We start from the raw sequence: 24,776 nt of genomic DNA, 5'->3' as shown, positions 1-24,776 counted from the left end.
GCCGTCATCGCCAGGGTGGGGTTCAGGCGCGTTCGTACGTCACGAAGTCGTAGCGGTAGCCGTTTTCCTCGGGCTGCGCCTCGCGCGCGGTTTCGCGCCACTGGAAGCCGGGCAGCAGCGGGAAGAAGGCGTCGCCCTCGACTTCGGCATGGACTTCGGTGGCCAGGATGCGGCTGGCCAGCGCCAGGGCCTGCGTGTAGATCTGCGCGCCGCCGATGACGAAGGCTTCGGCGCTGTCGCCGCAGGCGGCGATGGCGGCCTCCAGCGTCGGCACCACGGTGGCGCCCGCGGCCTCGAAGGCGGGGTTGCGGCTGATGACGATATTGGCGCGGCCGGGCAGGGGGCGGCCCAGCGAGTCCCAGGTCTTGCGGCCCATGACGATGGGATGGCCCAGGGTGCTGCGCTTGAAGTGCGCCAGGTCGCCCGGCAGTTTCCAGGGCAGGGCGTTGTCGCGGCCGATGGCGCGGTTGGTGGAATAGGCGACGATCAGGGTCAGGCGGGCGGACATGCGGGCGGGGCGCTCAGGCAAGGGGAGCCGGCATGGCCGGCGGAAAGACCCCAAGCGTAGCAAATCTGGCCGGCGCCGTTTCAGCTGGAGGCGTGTTCCAGGAATTCGTCGGCCGGCATCGGCTTGCCCAGCAGGAAGCCCTGCAGCGAATCGCAGCCCAGGCCGGTCAGGAATTTCTGCTGCGCGGTGGTTTCCACGCCCTCGGCCACGATGCGCAGGTTCAACTGCTGCGCCAGCGCGACGATCGCCGAGATGATGGCGGCGTCCTCGTTGTCGTTGTCCAGCTGGTTGACGAAGCCGCGGTCGATCTTCAGCTCGGTCGCGGGCAGGCGCTTCAGGTACAGCAGGCTGGAGTAGCCGGTGCCGAAATCGTCGATCGAGATGGTCACCCCCAGTCCCGACAGGCGCTTGAGCACCGTCAGGCTGGCCTCGGCGTCGCGCATCGCGGTCGATTCGGTCACTTCCAGCGTCAGGCAGGCGGGCGGCACGTCGTGGCGCGCCAGCGCGCTGCGCACGGTCTCGACCAGGCCGGAATGGGCGAACTGCAGCGCCGAGATGTTGACGGCGATGGTCCAGTGGCCCTGTCCGGCGTTGATCCACTCGCGCATCTGGCGGCAGGCCTCGTTGATGACCCATTCGCCGATCGACAGGATCAGTCCGGTCTTTTCCGCCGTCGGAATGAACTGGTCGGGGCCCACCAGGCCGCGGGTCGGGTGGTTCCAGCGCAGCAGCGCCTCGGCGCCCATGATGGGGCCGGCGGGCGCTTCGTACTTGGGCTGGTAGTGCAGCACGAACTGGTCGCGCTCCTGCGCCAGGCGCAGGTCGTGCAGCAACTCGATCTGCTCGTGCGCGTCGGCGTTCATCGACGGCTCGAAGAAGCTGTAGCCGGTGCCGCCCAGGCGCTTGGCGTGGTACATCGCGGCGTCGGCGTTGGTCAGCAGGGCGTGGGTGTCCTCGCCGTCGTTGGGGTAGATGGCGATGCCGACGCTGGAGGTCACCAGCACTTCGTGGCCGTACACCATGACGGGGCGGGCGATCGCCTCGATCAGGCGGTCCGCCACGTTGGCGGCGTCGGTCGGTTCCACCACTTCGCTGAGCACGATGAATTCGTCGCCGCCGAGCCGCGCCACGGTGTCGTGGGTGCGCAGCGTCTGGCGGATGCGCTGGGCCAGGTCGATCAGCAGGGCGTCGCCGGTATGGTGGCCGTAGGCGTCGTTGACCGCCTTGAAACCGTCCAGGTCGAAGAACAGCACCGCGAAATAGCCCTTGCGGCGGCTGGCGCTCTCGATCGCCTGCTCCAGCCGGTCTTCCAGCAGGATGCGGTTGGGCAGCTTGGTCAGGGTGTCATGCAGCGCCAGCTGCACCAGTTCCTCGTTGGCCTCGGCCAGCGACGAGGCCAACGCCGAGGTGCGGGCTTCCAGGCGGTTGTCCAGCACCGCCACCACCAACGCGATGGCCAGCACGCTCAGGGTCACGGCGGTGACGGCGATGGCCAGCCAGCCGGCCGAGATGCCGGTGTTCGCCGCCATGCAGATGCTGTCGGCGGGGAAGCCGGCGGCCTTCATGCCCGTGTAGTGCATGCCGACGATCGCCAGCCCCATCACCACGGCCGCCAGCGGCCGCGACAGCGCCACCCGCGGGCCGTCGTGGCGCAGGCGGTAGGTGATCCAGAGGGCGGCGCCCGAGGCCGCCACCGCGATGGCGATGGACAGCGCGAACCAGGTCGGGTCATAGATGATGCCCGGCATCATCCGCATGGCGGCCATGCCGATATAGTGCATGGCGGCGATGCCCGCGCCCATCAGCAGGGCGCCCATGATCAGCCGGCGCCAGGGCAGGTCGTCCTTGCAGACGATCCACAGCGCGAAGGCGGAGCAGCCGATGGCGATGGCCAGCGACAGCAGCGTCAGCGGCAGGTCGTAGCCCATCGGGATGGGCAGGTTGAACGCCAGCATGCCGACGAAGTGCATGGACCAGATGCCGATGCCCATGGCGAGCGCGCCGCCGGCCAGCCAGTAACGCGCCGCCGGCAGTCCGTTCGCCGCCCTGACGCGGTTGGCCATACCCAGCGCCGTGTATGACGCCAGGATGGCGACCCCTAGGGATACGAGGACGAGCGAAGGGTTATATGTTCCAACGAGCATTTTTGGGGTCCTGTCCTGAGCGCATACAGCCGCCGCGCCGGCCTCAATTCAAATCAATTAGTAGTCAACAGTTGCAAACGAGCCGCAAGAGGATCCTGCTGTCGACGCTGGCGATTTACGTACTCACTAGTCTGGATGGGGGGTGCGGCGCTGCACTGCAGGCGGTCGGCGAGGTCGGGCGGCTTGCCCGGCTACGCGGCGAGTGGCAGGCACGGCGCGACATGGGCCGTTCAGAAACCAAGGCGCGCAGGGCTTGATGGCCGCGCGTCCGAGGCTAAGGGATGGGTTATACCGAAAACGCGCCTCCAGAAGCTCACCAATCTTCACCTGCGCGAGAGGGGCGCTCCCGGCGCCTGGGCGGCCGGCCCGTGGCCGGTGTGCAATGCCGCTCGCCGGCCTCAGACCGCCATGGGCGCCGTCAGCGGGGCGTGGTGAGTGTAGCCCTCCAGCGAGAAATCGCCCGGCTCGACCTTTTCCAGCCATTCCGGCTCGTAGCGGCCGGTCTGGGCGAAATCGGGAATGCGGTCGGACAGCACCAGCCGCGGCGCCGCGTGCGGCGTGCGGGTCAGTTGCTCGCGCAGCATCGGCAGGTGATTCTCGTAGATATGCGCGTCGCCGATGAAGTAGGTGAACCAGCGCGGCGTGTAACCGGTCAGCCGGCCCACCAGGTGCAGCAGCGCCGCGCCCTCGGTCAGGTTGAACGGCGTGCCCAGCCCGACATCGTTGGACCGGATGTACAGGCACAGCGAGATCTCGCGGGTGGTCGCATTCGGCAGGAACTGATAGAGCAGGTGGCAGGGCGGCAGCGCCATTTCCTCGATCTGCGCCCAGTTCCAGCCGTGGAACAGGATGCGGCGGTCGCCCGGACGCTCGTGGATGGTATCCAGGCACTGGCGCAACTGGTCGACCGCTTTATAGAGCAGCACCTTGGACACGCCGCCGTCCTGCAGATCGGCCACCTTGGTGTAGCCGCGCGCCAGGGCGTCATCGACCTGGCCGGCGCGGTCGGCGTCCAGCACCTTGTACGCCGGCCACTGGCGCCACTGCACGCCGTAGACCGGGCCCAGGTCGTCCGGGCCCTCGCGGTAGGGGTTGGCCAGCCACTGGGCGTTCTCGTTGGCGTTCTGGTCCCAGACCTTGCAACCCAGTTCGCGGAATTGCGCCGCGCTGCGCACGCCGCGCAGGAAGCCGACCATCTCGCCGATGGCCGACTTGAAGGCCAGCTTCTTGGTGGTCACGGCCGGAAAGCCCTGCTGCAGGTCGAAGCGCAGCGAGGCGCCCGGCATGCTCAGCGTGCGTATTCCCGTCCGATTTTCCTGCCACGCGCCGGTGTCCAGGATGGATTGAACGAGGTCCAGGTATTGTTTCATGGGTACAGAATCTGAAAAGGCTGAGGTGGCGTGCGCGGCGGGCCGCGTCAGGCCGCCGCGGGGGCTTCCTGGGTGTCGACGATATCCACCGAGAAGGTCAGTTCGGCGGTCTTTTCGAGCATGGCGGACGCCGAGCAGTATTTCTCATGCGACAGCTGCACCGCGCGCTCGACCGCGGCGCGCGGCAGGTTGCGGCCGGTGACCGTGAAGGCGAAGTGGATACGCGTGAACACCTTGGGGTCGACATCGGCGCGGTCGGCCTGCAGCTTGACGCTGCAGCCGGTCACGGCATGGCGGCCGCGCTTGAGGATCAGCACGACGTCATAGGCGGTGCAGCCGCCGGTGCCGGCCAGCAGCATTTCCATGGGGCGGGGCGCCAGGTTGTGGCCGCCGCCGTCCACCGCGCCGTCCATCACGGCCACGTGGCCGCTGCCGGTGCTGGCGGTGAAGAGCATGCCGTTGGGGCCGCCCCAGTCGATCGTGCATTCCATTTGTCAGGTCCTTGTGCTTGAGCGCAGTCAATGGCTGATGATACCCGTTGCGTACAATTCCGCTTGAGAGCCCCGCCCCGCATCAGGGGTGTGCGGCCAATCCAGGAGCCGTCCATGTCCCCCACCTTGTCCCAATCCGGTCCCGCCGCCTTCCTGCGCCGCTCGAATCCGCTGGATGCACTGTTGGCGGAAGCCGACCGCGCGCTGCGCGTGCTGTCCGGCAGCGCCAGCGCCGGCCGGCCCAATCCGGCCACGGCCGAAGAGGCGCCGGACACCTTGTCGGCGCAGGAAAAGCGCCACGCGGCCGGGCTGATGCGGGTCAACCACGTGGGCGAAGTCTGCGCCCAGGCGCTGTACCGCGGGCAGGCCGCGGTGTGCCGCGAACCCGGCCCGCGCGCCCTGTTGCTCGAGGCCGCCGGCGAGGAAGTCGACCACTTGGTGTGGTGCAACCAGCGCCTGACCGAGCTGGGCAGCCGCCCCAGCCTGCTCAATCCGGTCTGGTACGCGGGCTCGTTCGCGCTGGGCCTGCTGGCCGGTTATGCGGGCGCGCCGCGCAACCTGGGCTTCATGGCCGAAACCGAAAAACAGGTCGAGGCGCACCTGGAAGGGCATCTGCGCACCCTGCCCGAGCAGGATGCCCGCTCGCGCCAGATCGTGCAGAAGATGAAGGAAGACGAGGCCCAGCACCGCGCCAGCGCCGAAGCCGCGGGCGGCGTGCCGCTGCCCGGTCCGGTCAAGGCCGCCATGCGGGCGATGTCCAAGGTCATGACGACGACCGCCTACCGCATCTGAGGCGGCCGGCCTGCGGGCATGCCTGCCCGTGGGGCATGAAAATGTTGCAATGCGCAAAAATTGCAGCATATTGGTGCCGCATGCACCTTTCCGGTGCAAGGAATAGGGCGGGAATACCCGGAATCAGCTAGGGTAAGTCCGCAAGGGGTTTACCCCTTCGGCAATAACCCTCCGTTTTCGAAGGTCATTGCTGCATGCGGCTTTCCGGGCGACGGTCAGGCGAATTGCGGCAAAAATGCAACGCGGAATGGTGCGGTGCGTTGGGCTTAAAAAAAATCTTGCATCGCACAAAAAAACCCGATACTATGCATCTCATCGGATGTTGAAACGCAGTCGGCGCGGTTCAAAAGCAAAGTCCAAGCAGGACAAGCACCACAGAACCCCGACAGCGCAGTGAGCGAAAGCGGCTCCCAGCATGCCAAGGTTGTCTCCTCCACCCTCCTCCTTTGGTGGATTTAGCCCGAGATCTCACGATCTCGGGCTTTTTTTTAGGCCAAATCAATGCGTCCCTATTTATGCCGGATGTCCGGTCTTTCGCGCCGGGCGAGACAGGGGCGAAAGGGCCGTGGTCCTACCTTGGCGCGCTCCGCGTTTTCCCTTGGATATTTCGCATCGACAGAGGCGGAAAGCTCTACAATTAATGCATGAAATCCGCATTTCCGCGCGCCGCCGGCCGCGTTGCAGCATCTCCCGCCAAACGGGGGTCCCCGCACGTGTCCTGGCCGGGGTTGCGGACGTTACGTTCTGTCCCGGTGATTTGCACTTCCTTATCCCTCCCATATATGGGCGTTACACCTGCCGCCGATAATGGCCGGCCTGTCTCGATAGACCAACCAGAGGTGACCTTGTGACCTGGCTGTACATATGCGTGGTCGCGTTCATGGTGGGGGGACTCATCGTGGCGTCGGAGCGCTGGCATGGCGCCTTCACCGGCGACAGCGATCTCAACAAACCGCAAGCGAACCATTCGCGCGCCACGCCTCGCGTGGGCGGACTGGCCGTGCTGGCGGGCACGCTCATGGGCCTGCTGGTGCTCGGGCCCGAAAACATGACCCTGACCTGGCTGTGGCCCGCGCTGTTCGTGTCGGCGCTGCCCGTGTTCGTGGCCGGGTTGCTCGAAGACATCACCAAGGACATCGGCGCCAGCAAGCGCCTGCTGGCGGCGTTCGCGTCGGCCGCGATCGCCTGGTGGCTGCTGGGCGGCGTCAGCCGCGTCGGCATGGCCCCGGTGGATTATGTCCTGTCCTATTGGCCCGTTTCCCTGATTTTCACGATGTTCGCGGTGGGTGGCTGTACCCATGCCCTGAACATCGTCGACGGCATGAACGGCCTGGCCGGCATGGTCGCGACGCTGATGGCGGTGTCCATCAGCCTGGTCGCGCTGCAGGTCGGCGATGTGCCGATCTTCCTGGTGGCGGCGGCGCTGGCTTCGGCCACGCTCGGCTTCCTGGTCTGGAATTTCCCGTTCGGCCGCGTCTTCCTGGGCGATGGCGGCGCGTACTTCCTGGGTTTCATGCTGGCCGAGCTGGCCGTGCTGCTGGTGGTGCGCAACCCGTCGGTGTCGCCGTTCTACGCGCTGGCGGTGCTGTTCTACCCCGTATTCGAAACCGGCTTTTCCATCTGGCGCCGCCGCTTCAAGCGCGGCGTGCCGGTGGACCAGCCGGATGCCTTGCACCTGCATCAGCTGGTGTTCCGCCGCCTGGTGCGCGTGACCTTCAGCCGCGGCCGCCGCCATGCGGTGCCGGCGCTGTGCAATGCCCTGGCATCGCCCTACATGTGGGTGCTGGCCCTGATCGGCCTGGTGCCCGCCACCATCTGGTGGGACAACGCCTGGGCGCTCAGCGCCAGCCTGGTGGTGTTCGCCAGCGTCTATATCTGGCTGTATGCGCGACTGGTGTCGTGGCGCCGTCCGGGGTGGCTGCTGTTGCCCTCCGTCCTGCGAGCCGATTAAGTGTTGGGCGCCCCGGTGATTGCCGCCGGGGGCCCGGTTATCCATCACCCCGACCATATTTAAAATGCCGTAATCGTTTTACGGTGAGGGAGAGTTATGTTGCGTATTCAGGATGTGAAACTCGCGGTCGTCGGCCTGGGCTATGTCGGCCTGCCGCTGGCAGTGGAATTCGGCAAGAAGCGCTCGGTCATCGGCTTCGATATCAACACGCGCCGGATCGACGCCCTGAAGGCCGGTCACGACCACACGCTGGAAGTCAGCGACATCGAACTGGCTGAAGCCAAGCAACTGTCCTACACCGCCGACCGCGCCGAACTCGGCCAGGCCAATGTGTTCATCGTCACCGTGCCCACGCCGATCGACGAGTACAAGCAGCCCGACCTGACCCCGCTGGTCAAGGCCAGCGAGACCATCGGCTCGGTGCTCAAGCGCGGCGACATCGTCATCTACGAATCGACCGTCTATCCCGGCGCCACCGAGGAAGACTGCGTGCCGGTGCTGGAACGCGTGTCGGGCCTGAAGTTCAATGTCGACTTCTACGCCGGCTACAGCCCCGAGCGCATCAACCCGGGCGACAAGGAACACCGCGTCAGCACCATCAAGAAGGTCACCTCGGGCTCGACGCCCGAAGTGGCCGAGCTGGTGGACCAGCTGTACAAGCAGATCATCACCGCCGGCACCCACAAGGCTTCCAGCATCCGCGTGGCCGAGGCCGCCAAGGTGATCGAGAACACCCAGCGCGACGTCAACATCGCGCTGATCAACGAGCTGGCGCTGATCTTCAACAAGATGGGCATCGACACCGAAGCCGTGCTGCAGGCCGCCGGCACCAAGTGGAACTTCCTGCCGTTCCGTCCGGGCCTGGTGGGCGGCCACTGCATCGGCGTGGACCCGTACTACCTGACGCACAAGGCGCAGTCGATCGGCTACCACCCCGAGATCATCCTGGCGGGCCGCCGCCTGAACGATTCGATGGGCGGCTACGTGGTGTCGCAGTTGGTCAAGGCCATGACCAAGCGCCGCATCCACGTGCAGGGCGCGCGCGTGCTGGTGATGGGCCTGACCTTCAAGGAAAACTGCCCCGACCTGCGCAACACCCGCATCGTCGACATCGTCAAGGAACTGGGCGATTACAACGTCGACGTCGACGTGTACGACCCGTGGGTCGAGGCCGAGGAAGCCGTGCACGAATATGGCATCACGCCGGTCGCCAAGCCCGACGAGGGCAAGTACGACGCCGTGATCCTGGCGGTGGCGCACCACCAGTTCAAGGATCTGGGCGCCGAAGGCATCCGCAAGCTGGGCAAGCCGGAACACATTCTTTATGACCTGAAGTACGTGTTGTCGCCCGCCGAATCCGATCTGCGCCTGTAAGGAGGACGTCGCATGACCACACGCTTTGAATCCGTCACTCAGGAACTCGCCGCCACGCCGCGCAAGTGGCTGGTGACCGGCTGCGCCGGCTTCATCGGCTCCAATCTGCTGGAGACCCTGCTGAAGCTGAACCAGACCGTCACCGGCCTGGACAACTTCGCCACCGGCCACCAGCGTAACCTGGACGAGGTGCAGGCCTCCGTCACGCCCGAGCAATGGGCGCGGCTGACCTTCATCGAGGGTGATATCCGCGACCTCGAGGCTTGCCGCCGCGCGGTTCAGGGCGTGGACTTCGTGCTGCACCAGGCGGCGCTGGGTTCGGTGCCGCGTTCGCTGAAAGACCCGATCACCACCAACGAGGTGAACATCGGCGGTTTCCTGAACATGCTGGTGGCGGCGCGTGACGCCGGCGTGAAGTCGTTCGTGTACGCGGCCTCCAGCTCGACCTACGGCGACCATCCGGCCCTGCCCAAGGTCGAGGAAAACATCGGCAAGCCGCTGTCTCCCTACGCCGTCACCAAGTTCGTCAACGAGCTGTACGCCGACGTGTTCGCGCGTTCCTACGGCTTCGAGACCGTAGGCCTGCGTTACTTCAACGTGTTCGGCAAGCGTCAGGATCCCAACGGCGCCTACGCCGCGGTCATCCCCAAGTGGACCGCCGCGATGATCCAGGGCGAAGACGTCACCATCAACGGCGACGGCGAGACCAGCCGCGACTTCTGCTTCGTCGACAACGCGGTGCAGGCCAATATCCTGGCCGCGACGGCGCCGGCCGAAGGCCGCAACCAGGTCTACAACGTGGCCGTCAGCGGCCGCAGCACCTTGAACCAGCTGTTCGGTTTCCTGGTGCAGGCGCTGGGCAACCAGGGCGTGAAGTACGGCAAGCAGCCGGTCTACGCCGATTTCCGCGCGGGCGATGTGCGCCATTCGCAGGCGGACGTCAGCAAGGCCGGCCGCCTGCTGGGCTACCAGCCCACGCATACCGTGCTGCAGGGCCTGGAAGTGGCGATGCCCTGGTACACGCAATTCCTGCGTTGATTTGAAAGCACTCATCCGCAAACTCGGCAGCATCCACCCGGACCACCAACGCATTTTCAAAGGTGCGTTCCGGGTGGCGGTGTTTCTGCTGCTGGGCAAGGCCGCCGGCGCCATCAAGGAGATGGCGGTGGCGTACCGCTACGGCGTCAGCGACGCCGTCGACGCCTACCAGTTCACGATGACCATGGCCACCTGGCTGCCGGTCACGATCGTGGGCGTGCTGTCGGTGGTGCTGATTCCGGTGCTGGTGCGGCTGCGCCGCGCCGAGGACGCCGAACGCGAACAATTCATCCGTGAACTGCAGGGCTGGGTGGCGGCCGCGGGCATCGCGCTGGCCGCGCTGACCTGGTTCGCCTGGCCCAAGGTGCTGGGCGCATTGGGCCAGGGGCTGTCCGCCCGGGTCGGCGAGATGACGGGCGAACTGCTGCTGGCCTTCGCGCCGGTCGCGGCCCTGTTGCTGGTTGCCGGCATCAGCGCCGCGCGGCTGCGCTCGCACGAGCGCCACGTCAATACGCTGCTGGACAGCGTGCCGGCGGTGGCGACGCTGGCGTGGGTCATGCTGGCGGCCAGCGCCGAGAGCGTCGGTCCGCTGCTGTGGGGCACGCTGGTGGGCTACGCGATCCAGACCGTGTGGCTGGCCTGGCTGGCCGCGCGCGCCGATGGCGGTTTCTGGGGCGCGCCAAAACTGACCCTGCGATCGCCGCACTGGCCCGAGCTGATGAGCGCCGCGGGCGTGATGCTGATCGGCCAGGTGGCCATGAGCTTCGTCGGCCCGCTGGACCAATACGCCGCCGCCAACCTGGGCGCCAATGCCAATGCCACGCTGGGCTACGCCAGCCGGCTGCTGTCGCTGCTGCTGGGCATCGGCGCGGTGTCGGTCGGCCGCGCGGCGCTGCCGGTGCTGGCCGATGTGCAGGCGCGCGGCGACAGCGCGCGCGCGCGCGGCATGGCGTTGAAATGGTCGGTGCTGATGGTGGCGGCCGGCGCCGTCGCCGTGGCGCTGGGCTGGGTGCTGGCGCCGTGGGGCGTGTCGGTGCTGTTCCAGCGCGGCGCCTTCACCGCCGAGAATACCGAGGCCGTGGCGCATGTGCTGCGCTGGGGCCTGTTGCAGCTGCCGTTCTATTTCGGCGTGCTGATCCTGGTGCAGTTGCTGGCCAGCCAGAACCGCTACCGCATCATGGCCGCCATCGCGGTCGGCAATTTCGCGTTGAAAGCCGCGCTCAACACGGTGCTGGCGCCGAAGATGGGGGCGGCCGGCATCATGCTGGCCACCAGCCTGATGTACGTGCTGTCCTATGTCTGCTACCTGGTGGTGGCCCTGCGCCGCGCCGAACCCAAAGAGGCCGCCTGAATGCCCGCCGTTCCCGAGTCCGGCCGCCCGTTGCGCGTGCTGCTGTTCATCCATTCGCTGCACGGCGGCGGCGCCGAGCGGGTCGCCGCCGACCTGAGCGCGCATTGGGCCGGCATGGGCCGCGAGGTCATGGTGGTGACGCAGGCGAGCGCCGACGGCGACGTCTACACCCTGCATCCGCGGGTGCGGCGCGAGGTGCTGCACACGGCGGGCGAGGGCGGCGGTCTGCGCGGCATCTGGAGCAATGTGCAGCGCGTGCGCGCGCTGCGGCGCGTGATCAAGGCCTTCCGCCCCGATATCGTGCTGGGCATGATGACCACCGCGTCGGTCCTGTCGGTGCTGGCGTCCACCGGGCTGCCGTGCCGCGTCATTGCCACCGAACACACCCATCCGCCATCGCAGACCCTGTCGGGTCTCTGGCAGCGCCTGCGCCGCCTGACCTATCCGCGCGCCGCGCGCGTGGTGGCCCTGACCCGCGGCACCGCGCAATGGATCGAGCAGCATGTGCCGGGTTCGCGCCTGGCGGTGATCCCCAATCCGGTGCATTGGCCGCTGCCCAAGGGCGAGCCGGTGCTGGCGCCGCCCGCGGGCGACGGCCGCAAGCGCCTGCTGGCGGTGGGACGGCTGCATGGGGACAAGGGTTTCGACCTGCTGTTGCAGGCCTACGCGCGGCTGGCGCCGTCGCATCCGGACTGGGATCTGGTTATCCTGGGCGAGGGCGATGAGCGCCGCGCGCTGGAAGCGCAGGTGCGCGAGGCCGGCCTGCGGGATCGCGTCAGCCTGCCGGGACGGGCGGGCAACGTGGGCGACTGGTATCAGAGCGCCGACCTGTATGTGCTGACGTCGCGCTTCGAGGGGCTGTCCAACACTCTGCTGGAATCGATGGCCAGCGGCCTGGCCGCGGTGGCGTTCGATTGCGATACCGGGCCGCGCGAGATCGTGCGCGAAGGGATCGACGGCGTGCTGGTGCGGCCCAACGGCGATGTCGACGCGTTGTGCCGCGAACTGGCCGCGGTGATGGGCGACGAGGCCCTTCGCCGCCGCATGGCCGACGCGGCCACGGCGGTGCGCGAGCGTTTCTCCGCCGAGCGGGTGCTGGGCCAATGGGAAGAACTTTTTGACGGTGTGCGCGCGTCAGGCCGCTAGGCCGCGCCACACCGTTGCTGCGGTGACCACGAGAACCTGAAATCATGTGTGGAATTGTCGGAATTTGGGGCCCCCTGGGTGACAAGGCGCAAGTGCTGGCGGAAAGCTGCCGGCGCATCCGCCACCGCGGGCCGGACAGCAACGGCTTCTGGGAAGACACCGGCGCCGAGCTGGCGCTGGCGCACGTGCGCCTGGCGATCCAGGACCTGACCGAAGCCGGGCATCAGCCGATGGTGTCCGCCTGCGGCCGCTACGTGATGGTGTTCAACGGCGAGATCTACAACCACATGGACATGCGCCAGCAGCTCGAGGCATCGGGCCTGGCGCCGTCCTGGCGCGGCCATTCCGATACCGAGACGCTGCTGGCGGGCTTCACCGCGCTGGGCATCGAGGCGACGCTGCAGGCCTCGGTCGGCATGTTCGCCATCGCGCTGTGGGACCGCGCCTCGCGCAAGCTGGTGCTGGCGCGCGACCGCATGGGCGAAAAGCCGCTGTACTACGGTTACTCGGGCGCCGAGCTGGTGTTCGCCTCGGAACTCAAGGGCCTGATGCCGATCCCCGGGTTCGGCCGCAACCTGAACCGCAATGCGTTGGCGTCGTTCATGCGGCACAACTACATTCCGGCGCCGCAATCCATCTACGAAGGCATCGCCAAGCTGCCCCCGGGCACCTGGATCGAATTCACCGCCGACGACACCCGCAGCCGCCGCATGCCCGAACCGCGCGTGTACTGGTCGGCGCGCGACGCCGCGGATACCGCGGCGCAATCGCTGCTGTCGTTCGATTCCGACGCGCAGGCCACCGATGCGCTCGAAGGCGTGCTGTCCAAGGCCGTGGGCGGCCAGATGCTGTCCGATGTCAGCCTGGGCGCGTTCCTGTCGGGCGGCATCGACTCGTCGACCATCGTTTCGCTGATGCAGGCGCAGAGCTCGCAGCCGGTGCGCACCTTCGCCATCGGCTTCCATGAAAAGGGCTACGACGAGGCGCAGCACGCCAAGGCGGTGGCCATGCACCTGGGCACCGACCATACCGAGCTGTACGTGACCGCCGACGACGCGCTGGCGGTGGTGCCGGGGCTGGCCGACATGTACGACGAACCATTCGCCGATTCGTCGCAGATCCCGACCTCGCTGGTGACGCGCATGGCGCGCCAGCACGTCACCGTGGCCCTGTCCGGCGACGGCGGCGACGAACTGTTCGGCGGTTATTCGCGCTATTTCCGCGTCAACAACTGGTGGCAGAAGTGCGAGCGCATTCCGTCGCTGCTGCGCACGCCGGCCGGCGCGCTGCTCAGCGCCTCGACCCAACTGCCGGGGCGCGGCGCCTGGCGCGGCAAGGTCGGCAAGCTGGGCGAATTGCTGCGCGCCGACTCGCGCGGCGATTTCTACCGCCTGTTCGTGTCGTACTGGTCGGACCCGGCGCGCGTGGTCAAGGGCGGCGTGGAGCCGGTGTCCGAGTTCGCGCGGGCGATGCGCGGCTCGACCTTCGAGTCCATGATGAAGCTCGACACGGTGACCTACCTGCCGGACGATATCCTGGTGAAGGTGGACCGCGCGGCCATGGCGGTGAGCCTGGAGACCCGGGTGCCGCTGATCGACCATCGCGTCTACGAATTCGCCTGGAGCCTGCCGCACCAGTACAAGGTGCGCGGCGCCACCGGCAAATGGCTGTTGCGCCAGGTGCTGTACCGCCACGTGCCGCAGGCGCTGGTCGACCGGCCCAAGCGCGGCTTTGCCGTGCCGCTGGCGGCCTGGCTGCGCGGACCGCTGCGCGACTGGGCCGAGGCGCTGCTGGATCCGGCGCGCCTGCGCCAGGAAGGCTGGTTCGAGCCCGAACCCATCCTGCGCAAGTGGCGCGAGCATGTGTCCGGGCATCGCAATTGGGATAGCCATCTGTGGGGCGTGCTGATGATGCAGGCCTGGCTGGACCGCTACCGCGCCGGTGGCGAACAGGGAGGATCGGTTGGGAGTCGCTGACGAATGAAAATACTGATGCTGGTCAGTTCCATGCACGCCGGCGGCGCCGAGCGCGTGGCCGCCACGCTGGTCAACGCGTGGGCTGAACGCGGTGACGACGTCACCCTGACGCCGACCTATTCGTCCAAGGGCACCTGCTTCTACCCGCTGTCGGACAAGGTCAAGCTGGACTGGCTGGCGGACCTGGCGGGCACCCGCGTGTCGGGGCCGATGGCCGCGTTCAAGCGCCTGCTGACGCTGCGCCGCCACATCCGCGACACGGCGCCGGACGTGGTGGTGTCGTTCCTGACCAACGTCAACGTGGCCGCCATCCTGGCCACCCGCGGCCTGCGCGTGCCGCTGATCGTCTGCGAGCGCACCAACCCGGTCGCCGAGACCACCACCGGCACGGTCTGGCGCCGGCTGCGCCGCCTGCTGTATCCGCGCGCCGACATGGTGACGGTGCAGGCGGCCGACACGGCCGGCCCGTTCTCGCGCCAGGTGCCGGGCATCAAGCGCCTGGCCGTGATTCCCAATCCCCTGCCGGCGCCGCTGCTGGACGCGCCGCTGGTGCCGCAGCATGACGACGGCGCGCCGCGCACGCTGCTGGCGATGGGGCGCCTGGTGACCGACAAGCAATTCGATCTGCTGATCGACGTCTTCGCGCAGCTGGCGCCGGACTTTCCCGACTGGAACCTGCGCATCTGGGGCGAAGGCCCCGAACGTGGCGCGCTGGAGGAACAGGTCGCGCGCCTGGGCCTGCAGGCGCGCATCAGCCTGCCGGGCCGCACCGAAGCGCCGTGGGATGAATTGGCGCAAGGCCAGGCCTTCGTGCTCAGTTCGCTGGTCGAGGGCTTTCCCAACGTGCTGCTGGAAGCGATGGCGCTGGGCCTGCCCTGCGCCGCGTTCGATTGCCCCAGCGGGCCGCGTGAAATGACGCGCGACGGCCAGGATGCGCTGCTGGCGCCCGCGGGCGATCGCGACGCGCTGCGCGAGTCGCTGCGTCGCTTGCTCGGCGATGCGGCGTTGCGTCGGCAACTCGGCCAACGCGGCGCCGCGGCGGTGCGCCAGCGCTATGCCCTGGCCAGCGTGCTGATGGAATGGGACGAATTGTTCGAAGCCGTGAGGGAAGGCCGATGAGCGCGGCGACCTTGCGCGTGGTGCATGTGATCGCCGGCCTGGGGCAGGGCGGCGCGGAATCCGTGCTGTGGCGCCTGTCCACCTATCCGGGGCAGGCCGTCGAGCATATTGTCGTATCGCTGACCGACGAAGGCGTCTACGGCGAGCGGCTGCGCGCCGCCGGCGTGACGGTGCATACGCTGGACATGCCGCGCGGCCGCATCACGCTGGGCGGCTTCATGGCCCTGCGCCGCCTGATCGCCGCGGCGCGGCCCGACGCCGTGCAGACCTGGATGTATCACGCCGATCTGATCGGCGGCCTGGCGGCGCGCCTGGCCGGTGTGCGCGCCATCGCCTGGGGCATCCGCAATTCCGGTGCGCACCTTGAGCGCAGCAGCCGGTCGGCCCGCATGGTGCTGCGCGCCTGCGCGCTGCTGTCGGGCGTGCTGCCCGGCGCCATCGTCTGCGCCGCGCAGGACGCGGCCGAACGGCATGCCGCCAAGGGCTACCGCCGCGATCGCATGGTGGTGATCGCCAACGGCTACGACCTGTCGCGCTATGCGCCCGACACGGCCGCGCGGGAACGGGTGCGTGGCCAATGGGGCCTGGCCGGCGACGTGCCGGTGATCGGCTGCGTGGCGCGCTGGGATCCGTTGAAGGATCATGCCAACCTGTTGCGCGCGGTGGCGGCGCTGGTGCGCGACGGCCGCGACGGCGGCCTGCGCTGCGTGCTGGTGGGACGCGGCATGACCGCGGACAACCCTGAATTGATGGCGCTGGTCGACAAGCTCGACCTGCGCGAACGGCTGGTGCTGGCCGGCCCCAGCGACGACGTGCCCGCGGTGATGAACGGGCTGGACCTGCACGTGCTGTCCAGTTGCGCCGAAGGCTTCCCCAACGTGGTGGCCGAGGCCATGGCCTGCGGCGCCTATTGCGTGGCGACGGACGTGGGCGATGCCGCCTACATCATCGGCGACACCGGCGTGGTGGTGCCGCCCGAGCAGCCCGAGGCGCTGGCGCGCGGCATCGAGAGCGCGCTGCGCGAGGTGGCATTGCGCGGCCGAAGTCGCGCCGGCGAGGCCGGACGGGCGCGGGTGCTGGAGAATTTCGACCTGGCGCGCATGGTGCAGAGCTACGCCGCGGTGTGGCGCCGTCTGTCCGGAGCATCGGCATGAGCGCCGCCCGTCGTCTGCTGTTCGTGGTCAACAACCCGGCCTTCTTCATGTCGCACCGGCTGCCGGTGGCGCAGGCCGCGCAGCGCGCCGGCTACGACGTGCACGTGGCCACGATGGACGGCCCCGCCGTCGCCGACATCGTCGCGCTGGGCATGACCCATCACGTCATTCCGATGACGCGCAGCGGCAAGCATCCGCTGCAGGAACTGGGCACGCTGCTGGCGCTGCTGCGCCTGTTCCGGCGGCTGCGGCCGCGGGTGGTGCACCTGGTGACCATCAAGCCCGTGCTGTACGGCGGCATCGCCGCGCGCCTGGCGCGCGTGCCGGGCATGGTGGCGGCGATTTCCGGGCTGGGCTTCGTGTTCCTGTCCAATTCCCTGAAGATGCGCCTGGTGCGCTCGGTGGTGGCGCGCCTGTATCGCCTGGCGCTGGGTCATCCCAACAGCCGGGTGATCTTCCAGAACGCCAGCGATCGCGATCTGCTCAAATCGCTGGGCGCCGTGCGTGATGAGCAGGTGGTGCTGATCCGCGGCGCCGGCGTCGATCTGGACCTGTGCCAGGCGTTGCCCGAGCCGGCCGCGCCGCCGGTGGTGGCCACCATGGTGGCGCGCCTGCTGCGCGACAAGGGCGTGTGGGAATTCGTCGAGGCGGCGCGCCTGCTGCGCGCGCGCGGCGTGCCCGTGACGATGCGGCTGGTGGGCGGCGTGGATGCAGGCAATCCGACGTCGGCCACGCCGGCCGAGGTCGAGGCCTGGCAACGCGAAGGCTGCGTGGAGGCGCTGGGCGAGCGCTCGGACGTGCCGCAACTGTACGCGGCCTCGCACATCGCCGTGCTGCCGTCCTATCGAGAGGGCCTGCCCAAGTCGCTGATCGAGGCCGCCGCCTGCGGCCGCGCGGTGGTGACGACCGATGTGCCGGGCTGCCGCGATGCCATCGATCCGGACAAGACCGGCCTGCTGGTGCCGGTGCGCGACCCGCAGGCTCTGGCCGACGCCATCGCCCGGCTGGCGGGCGACGCGACGCTGCGCCAGGCGATGGGAACGGCCGGCCGCGCTTTGGCCGAGCGCGAATTCAACATCGAGCGGGTGGCCCGCATCCACGTCGAGCTGTACGACACGCTGAGCGCCTGAGTCGGCCTCAGTGGCCCAGCGCGGCGCCGTCGCGGCGGGGATCGGCGGCGCCATCCAGCCCTTGCGGCGTCACGCGGATCGCGGCGGCGCCGCTTTTCATTTCCACCTGTTCGATCTTGTGGCCCCGCGCGGCCAGCGACGCGCTGGCGTCCGCCGGGACGCGGCCCTTCTCGACCTGGCTGCGGCCGGTGTTGCCCGCCACGTGCGGCAGCGCCAGCGCATCGGCCGGGCGCAGGCCCCATGCCAGCGTGCCGACCACGGCCTGGGCGATGTAGTCGACGATGTAGCCGCCGCCCGCCGAGCCGGTGACCAGCGCCAGCTTGCCGTCGCGGTCGAACACCATGGTGGGCGCCATCGAGGTGACCGGCCGCTTGTTGGGCGCCATGGCATTGGGCGCGCCCTTGCCATGCGCCGACGAGAAATTGGTCAGCGCGTTGTTCAGGAAGAAGCCGTGCGGCATCAGCCACGAGCCGAAGTTCAGGTTGATGGTGGTGGTCATCGACAGGGCGTTGCCCTGCGCGTCGACGATGGCGACCTGGCTGGTCTCGGTGGTACCGGGCGCCTCGGCGCCGGCCGGCGCCGGCACGCCCGCGAACACGCCGGGACGCGGATGCGTCACTGCCCTGGCGGACAGCAGCGCGGCGCGTTCGCGCGTGTAGTCGGGCGCGATCAACTGGCGCACCGGCGCCTTGACCTGGTCCGGATCGCCGATATAGGCCAGCCGGTCGGCGCGGGCGATGCGGGCGGTGTCGATCAGCAGGTGGTCGGCCGCGGCCGAGCCGGGCGCCAGCGTATCGATGCGGCGCGCGGCCAGCATGCCCAGCTGCTGCAGCACGGACACGCCGCCGAAGCTGGGGGGCGGGAAGGTGCAGACCTTCCATGACAGGAAGGGGCCGCAGATCGGCGTGCGTTCGGCCGGGCGATAGGCGGCCAGGTCCTGCGCCTGGATCAGGCTGGGGTACTTGCCCGCGCCCACCGCGGCGAGGACGTCGGCGGTCAGCGCGCCGTGGTTGATGGCGTCGGGATCGGCCGCGACCTTGCGCAGGGCGTCGGCCAGCAGCGGATTGCGGACGGTGGCGCCGACCGGCAGCACCTGGCCCTGCGTGTCGTAGAAGACCTTGCGGATCGCCGGATTCTCGGCCAGCTGCGGCAGCCGCTGCAGGCTGTCGTGCAGATAGGGCGACATCGGGAAGCCGTCTTCGGCGCTGCGGATGCCGGCCTGGAACAGGCTGGCCCATGGCAGCTTGCCGTAGCGCTGGTGCGCCAGCGCCATGACGCGCACGGTGCCGGGCACGCCGACCGGACGGCCGTAGCGCGCCACATCCTTGAGCGGCAGGGTTTCGCCGTTGACGTCGGTGCGCAGGCTGGCGGTGGCGCGCGCCGGCGCCGCGGCCAGGCCGTCCAGGGCCGACAGCGTGGCGCTGCCCTGGTCCCACACCAGCATCAACGAGCCGCCGCCCAGGCCGGACGATTGCGGTTCCACCACGGTCAGCACCATCTGCACGGCGATGGCGGCGTCGACCACGCTGCCGCCGCGCTTGAGGGCATCGAGTCCGGCCGCCGCGGCCAGCGGATTGGCGGCGGCGACCATGCCGGCCGGGGCCTGGGGCTGTGTCTGGGCCTGGGCGGAGGCGGCCGCGCACAAGGCGAGGGCGGCCAGGAACCGTGCGGGGCTGCGGGCTAGCGTAGGCATGGGGCGCTCCGGGAAGGACGACGGGCCATTATTCGCCCGTCATGGCGTCCTGTCCATAGCGGCCCCGGGGCGGGCCGGCCGGCCGCTTTGGCCGGGGCCTAGTCCTGGTGGCGTCGCGCGATGGCGTCGATCCAGAAGCGGGTCGAAGGGTCCTGCGGCGCGACCTGCTGAGATGGCGCATCCAGTTCGCGGATGATGTTCTTGGCCAGCGCCTTGCCGAATTCCACGCCCCACTGGTCGAACGGGTTGATGCCCCAGATCACGCCCTGCGCGAACACCTTGTGCTCGTACAGCGCCAGCAACGCGCCCAGGGTGTAGGCCTCCAGGTGCGGCAGCACGATCAGCGAGGACGGCCGGCCGCCCGGATGCACCTTGTGCTGGGCCAGCAGGCGCGCGCGCGCCGGATCGGCCTCGACCTGCGAGGTCTCGGCCAGCGCTTCCTCGAACGATTTGCCGCGCAGCAGGGCGGCGCGCTGGGCCAGGCAATTGGCGATCAGCAGTTCATGGTGACGCGCATAGGCGTGGTCGGGCTGCTCGCACAGGATGAAGTCGACGGGCGCGCCCGCGGCATCCTGGTGCAGCCACTGGAAGAAGGTGTGCTGGCAGTCGGTGCCCGGCATGCCCCAGACGGCCGGGCCGGTCGGCACGCCGGTCGGGCTGCCGTCCGCCGTGGCCACCTTGCCCAGCGATTCCATTTCGAGCTGCTGCGCCCAGGGCACCACGTGGAAGAGGCGCGAATCGTACGGCGTGATGACCAGCGAGTCGAACCCCAGCACGCTACGGTTGACGACGCCGGCCAGGGCCAGTTGCAGCGGCGCGTTCTCGGCCAGCGGCGCATGGTGGAAGTGCTCGTCCATGGCGGCGGCGCCGGCCAGCAGCTGGTCGAAGGTGTCGTTGCCCAGCGCCAGCGCGACCGGCAGGCCGATGGCCGACCAGAGCGAATACCGGCCGCCGACCCAGTCCCAGATCTGGAAGATGTGGTCCGGCGAGATGCCCAGGTTGAGCGCGGCCTCGACGTTGGCGGTGACCGCCACCACCTGCTTGATCGGGTCCGCCACGCCGGCATCGCGCAGCCAGTTCATAGCGACCTCGGCATTGGCCAGCGGTTCGGTGGTGGTGAACGATTTGGACGCCACGATCACCAGCGTCTCGTGCGGATCGAGGCGCACCATGGCATCGGCCACCGAGTGCGAATCGACGTTCGAGGCGAAGTGGACTTCGCGATGGATGCCGCCGTAGCGCAGCGCCCGGTTGACCAGGCGCGGCCCCCAGTCGCTGCCGCCGATGCCCAGGTGCAGCACGCAGCGGTAGCGCTTGGCGGCATCGGCCTCGCGCACGAACTGGCGCACGCGTTCGCGCTCGGCCAGCACGGCCGCGGCCACCTGGGCCGGGGGCTGGGGCGCGCGCAGCGCGGTATGCCAGGCCGGGCGCTGTTCCGTCCAGTTGGCGTCGCCGCCGTCGAACAGTTGCGCGCGGGCGGCCTCGAAGCCTTGCTGCTCCAGCAGCGCGACGGCGGCTTCCTGCAATGCCGGCGAATGCGCCTGCGCGGTCAGGTCCAGGCGCAGCCCGGGGGCATTGATCAGCCGCAGTTGCTCGCCGCGCCGGTCGGCGTTGCGTGCGGCGGTGGCGAAGCGGTTCCAGGCTGGGCTGTTGAGCAGGGACATGTCTTTTTGTTTTTAGAAGGGCAGGGAGGCGTCGGGCGCCAGTTTAGCCAGTTCGCGCCGGAAGTCACCCTGGATGCGGGCCAGCGCCTCGGCGGTCTGCGCCTCGAAGCGCAGCACCACGACCGGCGTGGTGTTGGACGGACGCGCCAGGCCGAAGCCGTCGGGATACTCGGCGCGCACGCCGTCGATGGTGACCACGCGCACCGCGCCGGGGAACTGGCCCTGTTCCTGCAGCGCCTGCACCAGCGTGAAAGGCTGGCCTTCTTCCATTTCCAGTTTCAGTTCCGGAGTCGATACGTCCTGCGGCAAGGCCTCCAGCGGCGCGCCGGCGTCGGCATGGCGCGAGACGATTTCCAGCAGGCGGGCGCCGGTGTAGAGCCCGTCGTCGAAACCATACCAGCGTTCCTTGAAGAAAATATGGCCGCTCATCTCGCCGGCCAGCGGCGCGCCGGTTTCGGCCAGCTTGGCCTTGACCAGCGAGTGGCCGGTTTTCCACATCAAGGGTTCGCCGCCCGCGGCCTGCACCGACAGCCCGACATGGCGGCTGCACTTGACGTCGTAGATGATGGTGGCGCCGGGATTGCGTTCCAGCACGTCGCGCGCGAACAGCACCAGTTGGCGGTCCGGCCAGATGATCTGGCCGGACTTGGTCACCACGCCGAGGCGGTCGCCGTCGCCGTCGAAGGCCAGGCCGAGTTCGCAGTCGGTGGTGGCCAGGCAATGGATCAGGTCCTGCAGGTTCTTCGGCTCGGCCGGGTCCGGGTGGTGGTTGGGAAAGGTGCCGTCCACCTCGCAGAACAGTTCGGTGACCTCGCAGCCCAGGGCGCGGAACAGCTTGGGGGCGATGGCGCCGGCGACGCCGTTGCCGCAGTCGATCGCGATCTTCATGGGGCGGGCGAGCTTCACGCCCGAGGCGACCCGCGCGATGTACGCGGCCACCAGGTCCAGCTCGCGGCGCACGCCGGTGCGGGCGGCGGGCGCGTCCGGGGCGCCGTTCATGCGGCGCGCCAGGGCCTGCACGTCCTCGCCATACAGGGCGCGGCCGCCCATCATCATCTTGAAGCCGTTGTACTTGGGCGGGTTGTGGCTGCCGGTGATGGCCACGCCGGAGCCGGTCTGCATGATGTGGGTGGCGAAATACACCAGCGGCGTGGGAACCTGTCCGATATCCAGGGTATCGACGCCGCCTTCCAGCATGCCTTCCTGCAGCGCCTGCGACAGCATCTCGCTGCTCAGGCGGCCGTCGCGGCCCACCACCAGCGTCTGCACGCCCTGGTCACGCGCGACCGCGGCCAGCGCCGCGCCCAGCGAGCGGGCGAAGCGCGCGTCGATCAGATCCGGGACGGTGCCGCGGATGTCATACGCCTTGAAGACGGAAGAGGGGAATTGCGCGTTGTCGGCCACGTCGGATCCTTATTGTTTGCTACGGCTTGCCGTGGCAGGACCGCCCGGGATGCCGGCAGCCTGCTGGTAAACCCGGATGCCGGCGCATGCCGGCCAGGGGGCGGAGTTGAATTATCCTCCATCGGGCGGCCGTGTGCCGCCCTGATCTGGTGCGCAAAGGAATCCCTTTTCGCCTTGTTCCGGTGCGTCGGCGCAACGGAAGCGGACCCTTCCTGTCTTGGCGGGCGGTGGCATGGAACTTGCTGGTCATCCGAAGGTGATACGCTTGTCATGCAAGCGGAAAGACCAGAAAGACCGGAGGGGGCCATGGGAGCCAAAGTATCCACAGTCACGTCATCAGGCGGCGCCAGGCGCAGGCGCGGGCCGCCCACGGACTTCGCCGGGCCGGCGGCCGGGCGGGAACGCCGGCTCGACATTCATGTATTCGTATCGCCCGAGGGCGAGCTGGCGACGGGCCGCGCCTGGGAGCGCTGCGTCTGGCGCGACGCCCGCGTGCTGATCGCCGAATGCCCGGCGCCGCATCTGCCGGCCTCGGTCGAAAGCGCCTTGCGCGGGGTTGCCGCCAGCGTGGCGCGGGATCGCGCCTGGCAGGGCATGGGCACGGTGGCCTTTTCGCTGGATGACCGCAGCGGCGTGTTCCGCGTGATCCGCGCCGAGGCGCAGCCGCGTTCGGGCGCCGCCGTGGCCGATTTCGAGCCGGTTGCGGCCCATGCGCTGGAAGTGCGCATCGACGGTTGCGCCGATCGCCACATGCCGTGCACCCACCTGCTGGTGTGCGGCGCCACCCGCGGCGAAGCGCTGCGGCGCGCCTATCGCGCCCTGTCCGAACTGCCCGGCCCCGCCGGCGTGGACCGGGCCTTCCTGCTGAACCGCATCGCCTCGCGCGCCTATTGCACGGGCCTGACGGGCACGCGCCTGGACCAGGCGGTCGGCTAGGGCCGGTTCAGCCTCTACAATAGTCCGCACTACCCTTGAACAGCGCCCGGGCGCGGCCCGGCGCGATCTTTCCGTGCGGCGCCTATGACCTTGCTGAGCGAATTGCAGTCCCTCCTGGGCGAGTCCCATGTGCTGACCGGCGCCGATGCCGAACCTTTCGCGCTGGACTGGCGCCGCCGCTATCGCGGCGAGGCGCTGGCGGTGGTCCGCCCCGGGTCCACGCAGCAAGTGGCCGACGCCATCAAGCTGTGCGCGCGCCATGGCGTGCCGGTGGTGCCGCAAGGCGGCAATACCGGCCTGTGCGGCGGCGCCACGCCCGACGGCTCGGGCAGCGCCGTGGTGCTGTCGACCGCGCGCCTGAACCGGGTGCGCGCGCTCGATACCGACAACGACACCATCACCGTGGAAGCCGGCTGCATCCTGCAGGCCGTGCAGCAGGCCGCCGCCGACGCCGGCCGGCTGTTTCCGCTGAGCCTGGCGGCCGAGGGCAGCTGCACCATCGGCGGCAATCTCGCCACCAACGCCGGCGGCACCCAGGTGCTGCGCTACGGCAACACGCGCGACCTGGCCCTGGGCCTGGAAGTGGTCACCGCCGAGGGCGAGATCTGGAACGGCCTGCGCGGCCTGCGCAAGGACAACACCGGCTACGACCTGCGCGATCTCTACATCGGCAGCGAAGGCACGCTGGGCATCATCACCGCGGCCACGCTCAAGCTGTTCCCGCGGCCGGTCGCGTCCTGCACCGCGCTGTTGACGCTGGACAGCATCGACAACGCGGTCGAGCTGCTGTCGCGGGCCCGCGCCGGCTTCGGCGCCGCGCTGACCGGCTTCGAGCTGATGAGCGGCGACTGCCTGCAGGCGGTGGTGCGCCTGTTCCCGCAGCAGCGCCTGCCGTTCGAGGGCGCGTCCGCCGCCTCGCCGTGGTTCGCGCTGCTGGAGCTGTCCGACAGCGAAAGCGAGGCGCATGCGCGCGAGCGCTTCGAGACGGTGCTGGGCGAGGCCATCGAGGCCGGCCTGGTGAACGACGCCGCCATCGCCGCCAACGTGGCGCAGAGCAAGGCGTTGTGGCACCTGCGCGAGAGCATTCCGCTGGCCGAGGCCGAGCTGGGCAAGTCGGTCAAGCACGACGTCTCGATCCCGATCTCGGCCATCGCCGGCTTCGTGCACCAGACCAATGGCCTGCTGCAGGCGCGCTTTCCCGGCGTGCGCCACGTGATCTTCGGCCACCTGGGCGATGGCAACCTGCACTACAACGTCGCCAACGCGCCGGGCCAGACCGAGGCCGAGCTGCTGGCGCTGCAAAGCGACATCTACGGCGTGGTGCATGACAGCGTGCATGCGCATGCCGGCTCCATCAGCGCGGAACACGGCGTCGGCCAGCTCAAGCGCGACGAGCTGCCGCGCTACAAGAGTCCGGTCGAGCTGGCCCTGATGCGCCGCATCAAGCGCGCGCTGGACCCGCAAGGCCTGATGAATCCCGGCAAGGTGCTGCAAGCCTGAGCGGGGCGTACACAACCTTCTTTCCATGGGGAACG

The 24,776-nt window shown here is 68.9% G+C and carries 19 protein-coding genes; 12 read left to right on the top strand and 7 right to left on the bottom strand.

The annotated features are described in order from the left end of the window. Positions 1 to 22 precede the first annotated feature (22 nt). From H0523_RS04990 to H0523_RS04975, 4 genes are all read right to left on the bottom strand, one after another. Complete coding sequence (locus H0523_RS04990) at positions 23 to 508, bottom strand: dihydrofolate reductase (protein ID WP_054428987.1); 486 nt, start codon at positions 506 to 508, stop codon at positions 23 to 25. Positions 509 to 588: 80 nt separating this feature from the next. Beyond that, on the bottom strand, positions 589 to 2,652 hold the full coding sequence (locus tag H0523_RS04985) for a putative bifunctional diguanylate cyclase/phosphodiesterase (protein ID WP_054428986.1): 2,064 nt from the start codon (positions 2,650 to 2,652) through the stop codon (positions 589 to 591). Positions 2,653 to 3,050: 398 nt separating this feature from the next. Continuing rightward, positions 3,051 to 4,022, bottom strand: coding sequence for a thymidylate synthase (locus H0523_RS04980; protein ID WP_054428985.1), 972 nt, complete (start codon positions 4,020 to 4,022; stop codon positions 3,051 to 3,053). Positions 4,023 to 4,069: 47 nt separating this feature from the next. Beyond that, positions 4,070 to 4,513 carry an OsmC family protein gene (locus H0523_RS04975; RefSeq protein WP_006391405.1) on the bottom strand — a complete coding sequence of 148 codons (444 nt, stop codon included), beginning with the start codon at positions 4,511 to 4,513 and terminating at the stop codon, positions 4,070 to 4,072. Between the two features lie 114 nt (positions 4,514 to 4,627). On the opposite strand from H0523_RS04975, the gene coq7 reads away from it, so the two are divergent. From coq7 to H0523_RS04925, 10 genes are all read left to right on the top strand, one after another. Then, the gene (gene coq7, locus H0523_RS04970; RefSeq protein ID WP_054428984.1) at positions 4,628 to 5,305 is read left to right on the top strand and encodes a 2-polyprenyl-3-methyl-6-methoxy-1,4-benzoquinone monooxygenase; all 678 of its coding nucleotides are present in this window, start codon (positions 4,628 to 4,630) and stop codon (positions 5,303 to 5,305) included. 847 nt (positions 5,306 to 6,152) lie between these two features. After that, a complete protein-coding gene (locus tag H0523_RS04965; RefSeq protein WP_006391403.1) occupies positions 6,153 to 7,256 on the top strand; it encodes an MraY family glycosyltransferase in 1,104 nt (367 codons plus the stop codon). 96 nt (positions 7,257 to 7,352) lie between these two features. Next, entirely contained in the window at positions 7,353 to 8,630 is a 1,278-nt protein-coding gene (gene tviB / locus H0523_RS04960; protein ID WP_082380456.1) for a Vi polysaccharide biosynthesis UDP-N-acetylglucosamine C-6 dehydrogenase TviB, read from the top strand. Positions 8,631 to 8,642: 12 nt separating this feature from the next. Then, positions 8,643 to 9,668: an SDR family oxidoreductase gene (locus H0523_RS04955; RefSeq protein ID WP_054428983.1), complete on the top strand. Its 1,026-nt coding sequence runs from the start codon at positions 8,643 to 8,645 to the stop codon at positions 9,666 to 9,668. Between the two features lies 1 nt (position 9,669). After that, positions 9,670 to 11,019 (top strand): murein biosynthesis integral membrane protein MurJ, encoded by a 1,350-nt coding sequence (gene murJ / locus H0523_RS04950; protein ID WP_054428982.1) that lies wholly within the window; start codon positions 9,670 to 9,672, stop codon positions 11,017 to 11,019. Further along, positions 11,020 to 12,165 carry a glycosyltransferase family 4 protein gene (locus H0523_RS04945; protein WP_054428981.1) on the top strand — a complete coding sequence of 382 codons (1,146 nt, stop codon included), beginning with the start codon at positions 11,020 to 11,022 and terminating at the stop codon, positions 12,163 to 12,165. 44 nt (positions 12,166 to 12,209) lie between these two features. Further along, positions 12,210 to 14,141: an asparagine synthase (glutamine-hydrolyzing) gene (gene asnB, locus H0523_RS04940; RefSeq protein ID WP_054428980.1), complete on the top strand. Its 1,932-nt coding sequence runs from the start codon at positions 12,210 to 12,212 to the stop codon at positions 14,139 to 14,141. A gap of 3 nt (positions 14,142 to 14,144) precedes the next feature. Next, on the top strand, positions 14,145 to 15,260 hold the full coding sequence (locus H0523_RS04935; protein WP_054428979.1) for a glycosyltransferase family 4 protein: 1,116 nt from the start codon (positions 14,145 to 14,147) through the stop codon (positions 15,258 to 15,260). Then, positions 15,257 to 16,414, top strand: coding sequence for a glycosyltransferase family 4 protein (locus H0523_RS04930; protein WP_054428978.1), 1,158 nt, complete (start codon positions 15,257 to 15,259; stop codon positions 16,412 to 16,414). The genes H0523_RS04935 and H0523_RS04930 overlap by 4 nt, the downstream gene beginning before the upstream one ends. Further along, entirely contained in the window at positions 16,411 to 17,544 is a 1,134-nt protein-coding gene (locus H0523_RS04925) for a glycosyltransferase family 4 protein (protein ID WP_054428977.1), read from the top strand. The genes H0523_RS04930 and H0523_RS04925 overlap by 4 nt, the downstream gene beginning before the upstream one ends. 7 nt (positions 17,545 to 17,551) lie before the next feature. Here the strand turns inward: H0523_RS04925 and H0523_RS04920 are convergent, their stop codons facing one another. From H0523_RS04920 to H0523_RS04910, 3 genes are all read right to left on the bottom strand, one after another. Beyond that, positions 17,552 to 19,237 (bottom strand): gamma-glutamyltransferase family protein, encoded by a 1,686-nt coding sequence (locus H0523_RS04920; RefSeq protein WP_231689718.1) that lies wholly within the window; start codon positions 19,235 to 19,237, stop codon positions 17,552 to 17,554. A gap of 98 nt (positions 19,238 to 19,335) precedes the next feature. Next, positions 19,336 to 20,901, bottom strand: coding sequence for a glucose-6-phosphate isomerase (gene pgi / locus H0523_RS04915; protein ID WP_054428975.1), 1,566 nt, complete (start codon positions 20,899 to 20,901; stop codon positions 19,336 to 19,338). Between the two features lie 12 nt (positions 20,902 to 20,913). Next, entirely contained in the window at positions 20,914 to 22,305 is a 1,392-nt protein-coding gene (locus H0523_RS04910; protein ID WP_006391388.1) for a phosphomannomutase/phosphoglucomutase, read from the bottom strand. A 306-nt stretch (positions 22,306 to 22,611) separates the two neighbouring features. On the opposite strand from H0523_RS04910, the gene H0523_RS04905 reads away from it, so the two are divergent. Together H0523_RS04905 and H0523_RS04900 are read left to right on the top strand one after the other, a co-directional pair. Continuing rightward, positions 22,612 to 23,241, top strand: a complete 630-nt coding sequence (locus H0523_RS04905) for a BPTD_3102 family carboxylase-like protein (protein ID WP_054428974.1) — start codon at positions 22,612 to 22,614, stop codon at positions 23,239 to 23,241. 84 nt (positions 23,242 to 23,325) lie between these two features. Then, positions 23,326 to 24,741 (top strand): FAD-binding oxidoreductase, encoded by a 1,416-nt coding sequence (locus tag H0523_RS04900; RefSeq protein ID WP_054428973.1) that lies wholly within the window; start codon positions 23,326 to 23,328, stop codon positions 24,739 to 24,741. Positions 24,742 to 24,776: the final 35 nt, after the last annotated feature.

It is taken from the genome of Achromobacter insuavis (assembly GCF_902859645.1).
Lineage (GTDB): Bacteria > Pseudomonadota > Gammaproteobacteria > Burkholderiales > Burkholderiaceae_B > Achromobacter > Achromobacter insuavis.
Note: the sequence above shows the minus strand (reverse complement) of the source record. Positions and strands in the feature narration are given on the sequence as shown.